Raw genomic sequence first — 13,475 nt, forward strand, 5'->3', positions numbered from 1 at the left:
AGATGATCATATAGAGCGTTAAGAGCAACTATCAATTTTGAATAGAATTAACTATAAAATATTTCAAAGGAGTTCTACATGCTTGAACGTCTACAACAGCAGCTGGCTTTTACCAATGAGCTGGAAAAGCTGAAAGCCACTCATCGCAACAATCGAACCTTGGACGCCTATCGTTTTGAGAATTCTGCTGAGCATAGTTGGCAGGGTGCGCTCATGGCGCTAGTCTTTCGAGAATATATCCCCGAAGAAGTTAATCTGGAAAAGGTCATGTCTATGTTACTGATTCATGATTTGGGCGAAATATATGCTGGCGATACTTTTATCTTTGACGATGTAGGGAAGAGCGATTCTTACGATAGAGAGCTTGAGTCCTTGAAAATCAGTTTGGGCAAGTTGCCGTTAGATCAGCAGGATTCCTTTTTAGAGCTTTGGCAGGAGTTTGAGACTGGCATTAGCATAGAGGCTAAATATGCCCGAGTGTTGGATGCTCTGGTCCCTCTGCTCAATCACTTGGAAGTCGCTCAGCCTCATGATAACCCTCATGGCCTGACCAAGTCGCAGGTTGTTGCGAAAAAATCCTTTATACAAGAAACCTCTGAAACTCTTTGGGAATTAGCCCAGGAAGTTATTGATAAAAGCGTTGCTAAGGGGCTTTACCTAGATGAGTGAGGCTGAGAACCTTGCTCGAAGATAAGAAGTTTGAGACTGGTTGAACCAGTCTTTTCATGTTATAATATTCAGACAAGATTGAACGGAGAAAGTGTTTCACTTATCATGATTAGCTCAAAATACGACTGGCAGTTTGCCACAAATTTTACAGACGAAAAATTTTTAAAAAAGGCTAAAAAAGCTGGATTGGACCCCGCCGCTGCCAGTCTTCTTTACCAAAGGGGTGTGCAGACTGAAGAGGCTTTACAGGAATTTTTGGAGCCTAGTTTAGACCAGCTTCATGACCCTTATGACCTGCATGATATGGAGCGGGCAGTGGAGCGCATTCGTGCAGCGATTGAGAATTACGAGCAGATTTTGATCTATGGCGATTATGATGCTGATGGGATGACCTCGGCATCGATTGTCAAGGAAGCCTTGGAGCAGCTGGGGGCTGAGTGTCAGGTCTATCTGCCCAATCGCTTTACGGATGGCTATGGTCCTAATAGCAGTGTTTATAAGTATTTTATTGAAAATCAAGGCATCTCGCTCATTATTACAGTGGATAATGGAGTGGCGGGCCTTGAAGCTATCGAACTGGCCAAGTCTCTGGGCGTAGATGTCATCGTGACGGATCACCATTCCATGCCTGAGGAGCTTCCAGAAGCCTATGCGATTGTCCATCCGGAACATAGCGGAGCGGATTACCCTTTCAAGCATCTGGCTGGTTGTGGAGTGGCTTTTAAGTTGGCAACAGCCTTGCTGGAAGAAGTCCAAGTCGAACTTTTAGACTTAGTAGCCATCGGTACCATTGCCGATATGGTTAGTCTGACGGGAGAAAATCGGATTTTGGTCAAATACGGCCTTTCCGTCCTCAAAAATACCCAGCGGGTGGGTCTTCAGGAACTCTTCAAAATCGCAGGCATTCAGCCAGATGAGCTAGACGAAGAAACGGTTGGCTTCCAGCTTGCTCCTCGACTCAATGCACTGGGACGGCTGGATGATCCCAATCCTGCGATTGAGCTTTTGACAGGATTTGACGACGAAGAAGTTCGTGACATTGCGCTCATGATCAACCAGAAAAATGACGAGCGCAAGGAAATCGTTCAGCAGATTTATGAAGAAGCACAAACCATGTTGGACCCTAAGAGACCAGTGCAGGTGTTGGCTAAGGAAGGCTGGAATCCCGGTGTGCTAGGAATTGTCGCTGGGCGCTTGCTGGAAGAGCTGCACCAGCCAGTCATAGTGCTTAATATCGAGGATGGCATCGCTAAGGGCAGCGCCCGTAGTATTGAAGCAGTCAATATCTTTGAGGCCTTGGACAGCCACCGTGACCTTTTTGTAGCTTTTGGCGGCCATGCCGGAGCAGCTGGGATGACTCTCGAAGCAGATAAACTGGTGGAGCTTGCTGATATCTTGACAGAGTATATCTTAGACAATGATTTGGATTTGACTGGTAAAACAGCCCTGTACTTAGACGAGGAGCTGTATCTGCCAGAACTGACCCTTGATACGCTCAAAAGCTTCGAAAAACTGGCGCCTTTTGGTATGGACAATAAGAAGCCGCTTTTTTACATCAAGGACTTTAAAGTGGACAATGCTCGGACTATGGGGGCTGGCAATAGCCACCTCAAGCTGAAAATTTCTCAGCAAGATGCTACTTTTGAAGTAGTCGCTTTTGGGCAAGGAAGCCTGGCGACAGAGTTTGCCCAAACCAAGAATCTGGAGCTGGCTGTCAGCCTCTCTGTCAATAAATGGAATGGACAAACCAGTCTCCAGCTCATGCTGGTAGATGCCCGTGTGGACGGCGTTCAGCTTTTTAATATCCGCAGCAAAAATGCGACGCTGCCTGACAAGGTTCCTGTCTTGCGTTTCACAGAGGAATTGCCGGATTTGACAAATAGCAGAGCAGTTGTAGTTTATGACCTGCCTGATGATTTGCAGGTTTTGAAGAAGATTCTTCAGTCTCAGGATTTTGAAGCGATTTACTTTAAAAATGAGATTGCCAAGCCATACTATCTGACAGGTTATGGCAACCGTGAGCAGTTTGCTAAACTCTACAAGACAATCTATCAGTTCCCCGAGTTTGACGTTCGTTATAAGTTCAAGGATCTAGCAGCTTACCTGAAGATTGACCCGATTCTCTTGGTCAAAATGATTCAGATTTTTGAAGAGTTGGGCTTTGTCAGCATCACAGAAGGTGTCATGACAGTCAATAAGGAAGCTGAAAAGAAAGAAATTGACAGCAGTCACATTTACCAAGACCTCAAGCGCCTAGTCAAAGAACAAGAACTCATGGCACTGGGCACTGTGCAGGAGATTTATGATTATTTGATGGCATCAGACTGAAAATTGTGTAGGTAATATCGTTAAAAAGTGAGTGTCTTGGATCTATGGCTCAGCATGTTAGGGAAAAGGAAGTTTCGCTCTTTGAGTTGACAGAAGAAGAAATTATAAAGAATAACCAACTCAATCCTGTCCTCAATATGATGGTCTATAAATAAATGAAGCATACTCTTTCAAATTAAATAATCTATCCCCTAAAAAAGTAAGTTTTCTATTACCATTTGGATGAAAAAGTGATATAATAGAGAGTAAAAAATTTTTTTGAAAGAAAGTATATCATGAATTTAAAAGACTACATTGCAACAATCGAAAATTATCCAAAGGAAGGCGTGACATTCCGTGATATCAGCCCATTGATGGCAGATGGAAATGCTTATAGCTACGCTGTTCGTGAGATTGTGCAATATGCTACAGACAAGAAGATTGACATGATCGTTGGACCGGAAGCTCGTGGCTTTATTGTGGGCTGTCCAGTTGCCTTTGAGTTAGGAATCGGCTTTGCTCCAGTCCGCAAGCCTGGTAAGCTTCCTCGTGAGGTTATCTCAGCTGACTATGAAAAAGAGTACGGTGTTGATACCCTAACCATGCATGCCGATGCTATCAAGCCAGGTCAGCGCGTTCTGATTGTCGATGATCTTCTTGCGACTGGTGGAACAGTGAAGGCAACGATTGAGATGATTGAGCGTCTTGGCGGTGTAGTGGCTGGCTGCGCCTTTCTTATTGAGCTTGATGAACTCAAGGGTCGCGAAGTTATCGGCGATTACGACTACAAGGTTCTGATGCACTATTAATACATAGTTTCTAGCTATATCTAGTTAGAGAAAAAGTATAATTGAAAACTATATCTCCTTTCAGTATAATGAAAGTACATTGGATAAACAAAGAATAGGCTGGAAAAGTATTTCCAAGCCTTTCTAACGATTGAAGGAGATATTTTCATGCCAATTAAGATTGATAAGAAACTGCCAGCTGTTGATATTTTAAGTTCTGAGAATATCTTTGTCATGGATGATGATAGGGCTGATCATCAGGATATCCGCCCTCTGAATATTCTGGTACTCAATCTCATGCCCCAGAAAATGGTGACAGAGACTCAGATACTGCGCCACTTAGCTAATACTCCGCTGCAGTTGACTATTGACTTCCTCTACATGAGCTCTCACCAGTCTAAAACGACACGTGCAGAGCATATGGAGACTTTCTATAAGACTTTTGATGAGGTTAAGAATCGCTATTTTGATGGCTTGATTATCACTGGTGCACCGGTAGAGCATCTGCCTTTTGAAGCAGTGGACTACTGGGAAGAATTCCAGCAGGTGATTGAATGGTCCAAGACCCATGTCTTTTCGACTCTGCATATCTGTTGGGGAGCTCAGGCTGGACTTTACGCTCGCTACGGCGTGGACAAGCACCAGATGATGCGCAAATTATCGGGTGTTTATAGCCAGTCAGCTGACAGCAGCAATCTGCTTTTCCGTGGCTTTGACGATGAGTTTTATGCGCCGCATTCCCGTCATACTGAAGTTCTGAAGGAAGATATTGTCAATCTGACCAATCTGGAGATTCTTTCGTATGGAGAGGATACGGGCCTCTCTGTGCTGGCTAGCCGGGACTTACGAGAGGTGTATAGCTTCGGTCACATGGAATACGACCGTGATACTTTATCCAAGGAGTATTTCCGCGATTTGAAGGCAGGGAAGAATCCACACATTCCAGAGAATTATTTCAAAAACGATGATGTCCATGCGACACCGGCCTTGTGTTGGAGTTCGGCCGCGGCACTCTTTTTCAGCAATTGGGTTAATTATGCTGTCTATCAGGAGACACCTTTTGACTGGGAAAGTCCTGAAAATGATGTATCGTTTTTTGCTTATCTATAAGAGGTGACATGACTTATTTATCAGCTTTTAAATCGGGCAATCTAGTAATCCCGAGCGCTCTTCTTTTACATTTTAAGGACATCTTTGATTCCAGCGATGATTTTTTAGTCTGGCAGTTTTTCTATCTGCAAAATACGACTTCTCTGGAAGAGTTGGCGCCTAGTCAGATTGCGGAGCATATTGGCAAGACTCTGTCAGAAGTCAATCGCTCTATGTCCCATCTGACGGAGAAAGGTCTCTTGCAGTATAAGACCATTGAGCTGAATGGAGAGACAGAGGTTATCTTTGATGCTTCGCCGGCTTTGGAAAAGCTGGATGAACTGCTGGCAGCCAAAAGTGTTCCGCAGACTGTGGCAAAGGCACCTCAGAATGTTTTGAAAGACTTGGTTGAGACCTTTCAGCAGGAGTTGGGCCGTCTCCTGACACCCTTTGAAATTGAGGACTTGACCAAGACTGTTCAAGACGACAAAACCAATCCTGACTTGGTCAAGGCTGCCCTTCGTGAGGCTGTGTTTAATGGCAAGGCCAACTGGAAGTATATTCAGGCTATATTGCGTAATTGGCGCAAGGAAGGCATCACTACGCTTGCTCAGGTTGAAGCCAAACGGGAAGAACGTGAAGCAGCTAACCCTCAAAATGTGACAGTTTCAGATGATTTCCTCAATGCCATGAATTTGTGGAAGGACTGACTTTATTAGATTTATAGTGGCCTGTTAGATATGACAGGCCCTTGGTTTTATAAAAAAGGAGAAAAGTATGACGTATCAATTGCCAAAAGTCTGGTCTGCTGCGGACAGCGACCAAGGGAAATTTTCAGGTATCAATCAGCCTACTGCTGGCGCGCGCTTTGAGCAGAAGCTTCCTGTCGGTAAAGAGCCTTTTCAGCTTTATTCACTTGGGACTCCTAATGGGGTCAAGGTGACGATTATGCTAGAGGAACTACTTGCAGCAGGTGTGACAGAGGCTGCCTATGACCTCTATAAGATCAGCATCATGGACGGCGACCAATTTGGCTCAGATTTTGTGAAAATCAATCCCAACTCTAAGATTCCGGCCTTGTTGGATCAGTCAGCTGATAAGCCGATTCCTGTCTTTGAGTCGGCGAATATCCTGCTTTATCTGGCAGAGAAGTTTGAAAAGCTTATTCCGTCAGATTTGGCTGGTCGGACTGAGGTGCTCAACTGGCTCTTCTGGCAGACAGGAGCGGCTCCTTTCTTGGGGGGCGGATTTGGTCATTTCTTTCACTATGCACCAGAAAAACTAGAATACCCTATCAACCGCTTTACAATGGAAGCCAAGCGACAGCTGGATTTGTTGGACAAAGAATTAGCCAAGAAAGCTTATATCGCTGGAGATGACTACAGTATTGCTGATATTGCTATCTGGTCTTGGTATGGTCAGTTGGTGCAGGATAAGCTTTACCCAGGCGCAGCTGAGTTCTTGGATGCCACCTCCTACAAGCACCTATCTGCTTGGGTGGAGAAGATTGCGGCTCGTCCAGCAGTCCAGCGTGGTTTGGCAGTCGAGTATCAAGAAATCAAATAAAAAAGTGACAAGTGGCGAGACAAAATCAGTTTATCAACAAGCTGATTTTTCCTCCGCTGCTTTTTTTATGCCCTTAAAAATGATATACTGAATAGAAGAATGTTTAGAAAAGAGTAAGCCATGCAAAAAAAGACTATTTCCCAACGCTTGGAGCGAGTAGCTGCTTTTGTGCCGGATGGGGCAAAGTTGCTGGATGTTGGGAGTGATCATGCCTATCTGCCTATTTACCTGATTCAGGAGGGACGGATTGAGAAGGCTCTGGCCGGAGAAGTGGTAGAGGGGCCTTTTCGGTCTGCCCAGAAAAATGTGGCAGAGCATGGGCTGACAAAGCAGATTGAGGTTCGTTTGGCCAATGGTCTGGCAGCTTTGGAAGCGGGAGATCAGATTGACACCATCGTTATCGCTGGCATGGGCGGTCGCTTGATTTCGGAGATTTTGGAAAATGGCAGAGCTAAGCTTGGAGCTATTTCCCGCTTGATTTTGCAGCCTAATAACCGAGAGGATGAGCTCCGCAGCTGGCTGGTATCTAACGGCTTTCGTTTGCTGGCTGAGGAAGTCTTAGAAGAAGCTGGTAAGTTTTACGAAATCTTAGTGGCAGAAGCTGGCCAGCAAACTTTGACAGAGCAAGAAAAGCGTTTCGGACCTTTTCTGATGAAGCAACAGTCACCTGCTTTTCAGTTAAGATGGCAGAAAGAATTGAAGAAACTTGAAGGAGCTCTGGCCCATATCCCAGAAAAAAATGGGCTAGAACGCTCTGCTATGTCCCAAAAAATCGAAAGTATCAAGGAGGTGCTCCATGCTAGCAAGTAAAATCATCGCCCGTTATGAAGCCTATTGCCCGCAAGAACTGTCCATTGAGGGCGACATTTCAGGCCTGCAAATCGGGACTTTGGATAAGGAAGTGGACAAGGTTCTAGTGGCATTGGATATTCGTGAGCAAACGGTGGCGGAGGCTATTGAGGCAGGTGCTGGACTGATTATCGTTAAGCATGCGCCTATTTTTCGCCCACTAAAGGACCTAGTAGCGGATAAGGCACAAAATCAAATCGTTTTAGACCTCATCAAGCATGATATTGCTGTTTATGTCAGTCATACCAATATCGATGTTGTGGAGGACGGTCTTAATGACTGGTTCTGCCAGCTTCTTGAGATTGAGGAGACAAGTTATCTTAGTCAGACGGGGCCAGATTACGGTATTGGCCGCGTGGGGAAGATTGCTCCTCAGACTTTTGGGGATTTTGCGGCTAAGGTCAAGGAAACTTTTGGACTAGATAGTTTGCGTCTGGTTACTTATGATGAAACAGATCTCGAACGCGTGATTGAGCATGTGGCTATTTGTGGTGGCAGCGGTCAGTCCTTTTATCCGGAAGCTATTGCCAAGGGAGCGCAGGTCTACATTACAGGTGATATTTACTATCATACAGCTCAGGAAATGCTGACAGAGGGGCTTTTGGCGCTGGATCCTGGACACCATATCGAGGTTCTTTTTACGGAAAAATTGAAAGAAAAGCTTGATACTTGGAAGGAAGAAGAAGGATGGGAGATTGAGATTCTGGCTAGTCAGTCTTCTACCAATCCTTTCCGACATATTTGAGAGGGAGCGACATGAAAAAAGTAGCAGTGATTGGAGCTGGGATTGTCGGCTCAACAGCGGCTTATTATCTGTCCAAATCCCCAGATGTGGAAGTGACTGTCTTTGATGAGGGCAAGGGGCAGGCAACCAAGGCAGCCGCTGGCATTATCAGTCCTTGGTTTTCCAAGCGGCGCAATAAGGCTTGGTACAGGATGGCGCGTTTGGGCGCTGATTTTTATCAGGACTTGATTGCGGAACTGAAAGATGCTGGAATCCAGACAGATTTTTACCAACAGACAGGTGTTTATCTGCTGAAAAAGGATGAGAGCAAGCTGCAGGAGCTTTATGATTTAGCTTCTAATCGCCGGGAAGAGTCGCCCTTAATAGGGGAATTGAGTCTTCTCAGTCGTCAGGAAGCGCAGGAGAATTTTCCAGACTTGCAAGGCTTCGAGCGACTTCTCTACGCTTCCGGCGCTGCCCGTGTGGAGGGAGCACTCTTGACGGAGACGCTTCTGAAAGCAAGCAAGGCAGAGTTGGTTGAGAAAAAGGCAAGCTTGACAGTAGATGGAGAGCAACTTCTTGTGGACGGTCGGAGCTTTGACTGTATTATCTTAGCTGTGGGTGCTTGGCTAGGAGAAATCTTGCAGCCACTGGGCTATGAGACGGATGTTCGGCCTCAAAAGGGACAGCTTCGTGATTTTAAGCTGGCTGAAAAGACGGATGACTACCCAGTTGTTATGCCTGAGGGCGAGCTGGATATCATTCCTTTTCTAGCAGGCAAGGTCAGTGTCGGTGCCAGTCATGAAAATGATCAGGGCTTTGATTTAACGGTAGATAAGAAAGTGCTGGATCAGTTGCAGCGAGAAGCGGAAACTTACTTGCCAAGGTTGTCTAATGCAGAGATTCTAGGTGAGCGCGTGGGAATACGGGCTTATACCAGTGACTTTGCGCCTTTCTTCGGAGCTGTACCAGATTTGCTAAATGTCTACGCTGCCAGCGGATTAGGCTCTTCTGGTCTGACAACTGGCCCGCTTATCGGACGCCAATTGGCCCAGATGGCTTTGGGAGAAGCGGGGCTGCTGAATCCAGCTGACTATCCTATTGAGCAGTATGTGAAGAAGGTTTGAAATGACAGAAACTATTTTGAATTGGGTCAATGTTTGTGTGAAAAAAGATGATTAAATTTTACTGCTTAATCGCCAGCATGATAACTTTAAAGGGTGGATACAACCAGGCGGCTTCACCAGTCTGGGGATAGACTGGTGAAGGTTGGTGATGGAAAAAGCTTAGCTTTTTACCTTCGTAAGAGTTTCCAGAATCTTTTTTCGAAGCTGCAAGGCGCGAGTTAAAAGAAGAAACGGGGCTGACTGCTCTAAACTTGGAATTGAAGGGGATTTCAGGCTTCACCAATCCAAGTAAAAAAGAACGGTATGTGTATTACGATTTTCTTTGTACTGCATTTGAAGGGCAAGTCAGGGGAAACGATCATGAAGGGGAGCCCAAATGGTGGAAGATTTCGGAACTTGACCAAATAGATATGCAGGACGACATACGTGAACGTCTGCCTCTCTACTGGCGGAAAGGCTCTTTCGAGCGGATTCATTACTGGAATGAGGAAAAGCACTGTATCGGGGAAACCAAGACGATTTTGTATGATTGATTTCAGAGGATAAGGAGAAATTATGGACTGGTTACGATCGCAGCCTGTGGTTATGCAGGCATTCTTGGCTGGGCTTTTTACATGGGGATGTACCATTGTAGGCTCGGCTGTTGTATTTTTCTTTAAACAAGTCAGTCGCAAGCTGCTGGATATTATGATGGGATTTGCGGCAGGCGTTATGATTGCGGCTTCTTTTTGGTCGCTTCTGGCGCCGTCGATTGAGTATGCCCAAAGTTCTTATGGCAAGCTGTCCTGGCTGCCCGCAACGATTGGCTTTTTAGTAGGAGGTTTTTTCCTGCGGTTGATTGATGCAGTAGTGCCTCACTTGCACTTGAGCAAGGATATTTCGGAGGCAGAGAGTGTTCCTGAGCATAGCCGAAAGAAGCTGTCCAAGACAGCCCTACTCTTTTTAGCCATTACCATTCACAATTTCCCAGAAGGTTTGGCAGTAGGTGTAGCCTTTGGTGCTTTGGCCGCCAATCCTAGTCCAGAAGCCTTTGTCGGCGCGATTGGTCTAGCTTTGGGAATTGGCCTGCAAAACGTCCCAGAAGGAGCGGCTCTATCCATTCCGATTCGGACGGACGGCAAGTCTCGGCTTAAAGCCTTTTACTGGGGTTCTATGTCCGCGATTGTAGAGCCAATCGGGGCTGTTCTGGGGGCAGTTGCTGTTATGGCTATGACGGCTATTCTGCCTTATGCCCTTTCCTTTGCGGCGGGTGCTATGATTTTCGTGGTGGTAGAGGAGCTGATACCGGATTCGCAGACCAATGGCAATACTGATGTGGCGACTTTAGGTCTGATGGTGGGCTTTGTTCTCATGATGGTCTTGGATGTGGCTTTGGGGTGATACCAACTTGGAATCAAAGAGCGGAAGAAAGCGGAATTTCCGCTCTTTTTCTTTTATTTAAGGGTAGTGAAAAGGATGACATCCGCTTTCAAAAATGGTAGAATAAGGAGAATACATTAAGAGAGGAAACTCATATGAAAGGTATTATTCTTGCAGGTGGTTCTGGTACACGTTTGTATCCATTGACCCGCGCTGCGTCAAAACAGCTCATGCCGGTTTATGACAAACCCATGATTTATTATCCACTGTCAACTCTTATGCTGGCTGGTATCAAGGACATCTTGATTATCTCCACTCCGACGGATCTGCCTCGTTTTGAGGATCTGCTGGGTGATGGCTCTGAGTTTGGTATCAAGCTCTCTTATGCAGAGCAGCCAAGTCCGGACGGATTGGCACAAGCCTTTATCATTGGGGCTGATTTCATTGGAGATGACCGCGTGGCGCTGATTCTTGGGGATAATATTTACCATGGACCAGGTCTGAGTAAAATGCTCCAAAATGCTGCAGCTAAGGAAAAAGGAGCAACTGTTTTTGGCTATCATGTCAAGGACCCAGAACGTTTTGGTGTAGTAGAATTTGATGAGAATATGAATGCTATCTCCATCGAAGAAAAACCGGAACAGCCGCGCTCTAACTATGCAGTGACAGGACTGTATTTCTATGATAACGATGTTGTAGAAATTGCCAAGAACATCAAACCAAGTCCTCGCGGAGAACTGGAAATCACAGATGTCAACAAGGCATACTTGGATCGTGGTGATTTGTCTGTTGAGCTCATGGGACGTGGTTTTGCCTGGTTGGATACAGGAACTCACGAAAGTCTCTTAGAAGCCGCTCAATATATCGAAACAGTTCAGCGTATGCAGAACGTTCAGGTGGCAAATCTAGAAGAAATTGCCTATCGTATGGGCTATATCACTAAAGAGCAAGTGCATCAATTGGCGCAGCCGTTGAAAAAGAATGAGTATGGCCACTATCTCTTGCGCTTGATTGGAGAAGAATAAGAAGATGACGGAACAATTTTTTGATAAGGAATTAGCAGCGCGTGAGGTTCCTGGAATTCCTGGAATGTTGGAGTTTGATATCCCTGTTCGTGGAGACAACCGAGGTTGGTTCAAGGAGAATTTCCAAAAGGAAAAAATGCTGCCGCTAGGCTTCCCTGAAAGCTTCTTTGCAGAAGGAAAACTGCAAAATAATGTCAGCTTTTCTCGTAAAAATGTCCTGCGTGGTCTTCATGCTGAACCATGGGACAAGTACATCTCAGTCGCAGATGATGGTAAGGTGTTGGGAACTTGGGTAGACCTGCGTGAAGGTGAGACTTTTGGCAATACCTACCAGACAGTAATTGATGCCAGCAAGGGGATTTTTGTGCCACGTGGCGTAGCAAACGGCTTCCAAGTCCTTTCCGATACGGTTTCCTATAGCTATCTGGTGAATGACTACTGGGCTTTGGAGCTCAAACCTAAGTATGCCTTTGTCAACTATGCAGACCCAGCTCTAGGCATCCAGTGGGAAAACTTAGAAGCAGCAGAAGTATCAGAAGCAGACAAGAACCATCCATTACTTAAGGATGTCAAACCACTAAGAAAAGAAGATTTGTAAAAGAATTTTTTCTGATTCATTAATTGATACTAAAATATATGATTTAGCTCAGCTCCTATCCGAGCTCAGCGAGTTAAAGAAATGATTGCCGCTGTGGTGTAAGTCATGTAACAAATTATTTAGTTTGTTACATGACAGGGGATTTTTGAGATATAAGGCTCAAAAATAAGCAATGAAACCGGAGGTTTGCTTACGTCCCCACCATCTAAGGCAATTATAAAAAAATAAGGAATAGAAATGACTGAATACAAAAAAATTATCGTGACAGGTGGAGCTGGTTTTATCGGTTCCAACTTTGTTCACTATGTTTACAATAACTTTCCAGATGTTCATGTGACTGTGCTGGACAAGCTGACTTACGCGGGTAATCGGGCTAATATTGAAGAAATTTTAGGCGACCGCGTTGAGTTGGTTGTTGGAGATATTGCTGATGCAGCTTTGGTAGATAAGCTGGCTTCCGAAGCTGATGCTATCGTTCACTATGCGGCAGAAAGCCACAATGACAACTCACTCAATGACCCGAGTCCGTTTATCCACACCAACTTTATCGGAACTTACACACTCTTGGAAGCAGCTCGTAAATACGACATTCGTTTCCACCATGTATCGACTGACGAAGTCTATGGGGACCTGCCTCTGCGTGAAGATTTGCCAGGTCATGGCGAAGGACCAGGTGAGAAATTTACTGCTGAAACCAAGTACAATCCAAGCTCACCTTACTCATCAACCAAGGCAGCTTCAGACTTGATCGTTAAAGCTTGGGTGCGTTCATTTGGCGTGAAAGCGACGATTTCTAACTGTTCAAACAACTATGGTCCTTACCAGCACATTGAGAAGTTCATTCCGCGCCAGATCACCAATATCTTGAGCGGTATCAAGCCAAAACTTTATGGCGAAGGTAAAAACGTTCGTGACTGGATTCATACTAATGACCATTCATCAGGTGTTTGGACAATTTTGACCAAGGGTCAAATCGGTGAAACTTACTTGATTGGTGCTGATGGTGAGAAGAACAACAAGGAAGTGCTGGAGCTGATTCTCAAGGAAATGGGACAGCCAACAGATGCTTATGACCATGTGACAGATCGTGCCGGCCACGACCTCCGCTATGCCATTGATGCCAGCAAGCTCCGCGATGAGCTAGGATGGAAGCCAGAGTTCACCAACTTTGAAGCGGGTCTCAAAGAGACGATCAAGTGGTACACGGACAACCAAGACTGGTGGAAATCAGAAAAAGAAGCAGTCGAAGCCAACTATGCTAAGACTCAGGAAGTAATTAAGTAAGAATAGGCTATCTATGATGAGCCTTGTAAAACTAGCGCTATGTGATTGAGAGACTGGGATTATCTGTCCCGGCCTTTTCTCACAGGATTG

The 13,475-nt window shown here is 45.4% G+C and carries 13 protein-coding genes and 1 pseudogene; all 14 read left to right on the forward strand.

Features of this window, described 5'->3' with window-relative positions; genetic code table 11:
• The first annotated feature begins 78 nt into the window (after positions 1-78).
• Positions 79-669 carry an HD domain-containing protein gene (locus tag HMPREF1150_RS08015; RefSeq protein WP_009659443.1) on the forward strand — a complete coding sequence of 197 codons (591 nt, stop codon included), beginning with the start codon at positions 79-81 and terminating at the stop codon, positions 667-669.
• A gap of 105 nt (positions 670-774) precedes the next feature.
• Positions 775-2,997 (forward strand): single-stranded-DNA-specific exonuclease RecJ, encoded by a 2,223-nt coding sequence (gene recJ / locus HMPREF1150_RS08010; RefSeq protein ID WP_009659371.1) that lies wholly within the window; start codon positions 775-777, stop codon positions 2,995-2,997.
• A 275-nt stretch (positions 2,998-3,272) separates the two neighbouring features.
• Positions 3,273-3,785, forward strand: coding sequence for an adenine phosphoribosyltransferase (locus HMPREF1150_RS08005; protein WP_002897341.1), 513 nt, complete (start codon positions 3,273-3,275; stop codon positions 3,783-3,785).
• A gap of 147 nt (positions 3,786-3,932) precedes the next feature.
• Positions 3,933-4,874: a homoserine O-succinyltransferase gene (metA, locus tag HMPREF1150_RS08000; protein ID WP_009659465.1), complete on the forward strand. Its 942-nt coding sequence runs from the start codon at positions 3,933-3,935 to the stop codon at positions 4,872-4,874.
• Positions 4,875-4,882: 8 nt separating this feature from the next.
• A complete protein-coding gene (locus HMPREF1150_RS07995) occupies positions 4,883-5,563 on the forward strand; it encodes a DnaD domain-containing protein (RefSeq protein WP_002918806.1) in 681 nt (226 codons plus the stop codon).
• A gap of 67 nt (positions 5,564-5,630) precedes the next feature.
• The gene (gene yghU, locus HMPREF1150_RS07990) at positions 5,631-6,419 is read left to right on the forward strand and encodes a glutathione-dependent disulfide-bond oxidoreductase (protein WP_009659425.1); all 789 of its coding nucleotides are present in this window, start codon (positions 5,631-5,633) and stop codon (positions 6,417-6,419) included.
• 120 nt (positions 6,420-6,539) lie between these two features.
• The gene (locus HMPREF1150_RS07985; RefSeq protein WP_009659369.1) at positions 6,540-7,229 is read left to right on the forward strand and encodes a tRNA (adenine(22)-N(1))-methyltransferase TrmK; all 690 of its coding nucleotides are present in this window, start codon (positions 6,540-6,542) and stop codon (positions 7,227-7,229) included.
• On the forward strand, positions 7,216-8,013 hold the full coding sequence (locus tag HMPREF1150_RS07980) for a Nif3-like dinuclear metal center hexameric protein (RefSeq protein WP_009659428.1): 798 nt from the start codon (positions 7,216-7,218) through the stop codon (positions 8,011-8,013). Before HMPREF1150_RS07985 ends, HMPREF1150_RS07980 begins: the two co-directional genes overlap by 14 nt.
• Positions 8,014-8,024: 11 nt before the next feature.
• Positions 8,025-9,119: an FAD-binding oxidoreductase gene (locus tag HMPREF1150_RS07975; RefSeq protein ID WP_009659461.1), complete on the forward strand. Its 1,095-nt coding sequence runs from the start codon at positions 8,025-8,027 to the stop codon at positions 9,117-9,119.
• A gap of 55 nt (positions 9,120-9,174) precedes the next feature.
• A pseudogene (locus HMPREF1150_RS0111140) lies at positions 9,175-9,652 on the forward strand (NUDIX domain-containing protein).
• A gap of 22 nt (positions 9,653-9,674) precedes the next feature.
• On the forward strand, positions 9,675-10,499 hold the full coding sequence (tmpA, locus tag HMPREF1150_RS07970) for a ZIP family manganese transporter TmpA (RefSeq protein ID WP_009659387.1): 825 nt from the start codon (positions 9,675-9,677) through the stop codon (positions 10,497-10,499).
• A 134-nt stretch (positions 10,500-10,633) separates the two neighbouring features.
• Entirely contained in the window at positions 10,634-11,503 is an 870-nt protein-coding gene (gene rfbA / locus HMPREF1150_RS07965; RefSeq protein ID WP_009659475.1) for a glucose-1-phosphate thymidylyltransferase RfbA, read from the forward strand.
• 4 nt (positions 11,504-11,507) lie between these two features.
• On the forward strand, positions 11,508-12,101 hold the full coding sequence (locus tag HMPREF1150_RS07960; RefSeq protein ID WP_009443641.1) for a dTDP-4-dehydrorhamnose 3,5-epimerase family protein: 594 nt from the start codon (positions 11,508-11,510) through the stop codon (positions 12,099-12,101).
• 237 nt (positions 12,102-12,338) lie between these two features.
• Complete coding sequence (rfbB, locus tag HMPREF1150_RS07955) at positions 12,339-13,385, forward strand: dTDP-glucose 4,6-dehydratase (RefSeq protein ID WP_009659423.1); 1,047 nt, start codon at positions 12,339-12,341, stop codon at positions 13,383-13,385.
• Positions 13,386-13,475 lie beyond the last annotated feature (90 nt).

It is taken from the genome of Streptococcus sp. AS14, assembly GCF_000286495.1.
GTDB classification, from domain to species: domain Bacteria; phylum Bacillota; class Bacilli; order Lactobacillales; family Streptococcaceae; genus Streptococcus; species Streptococcus sanguinis_P.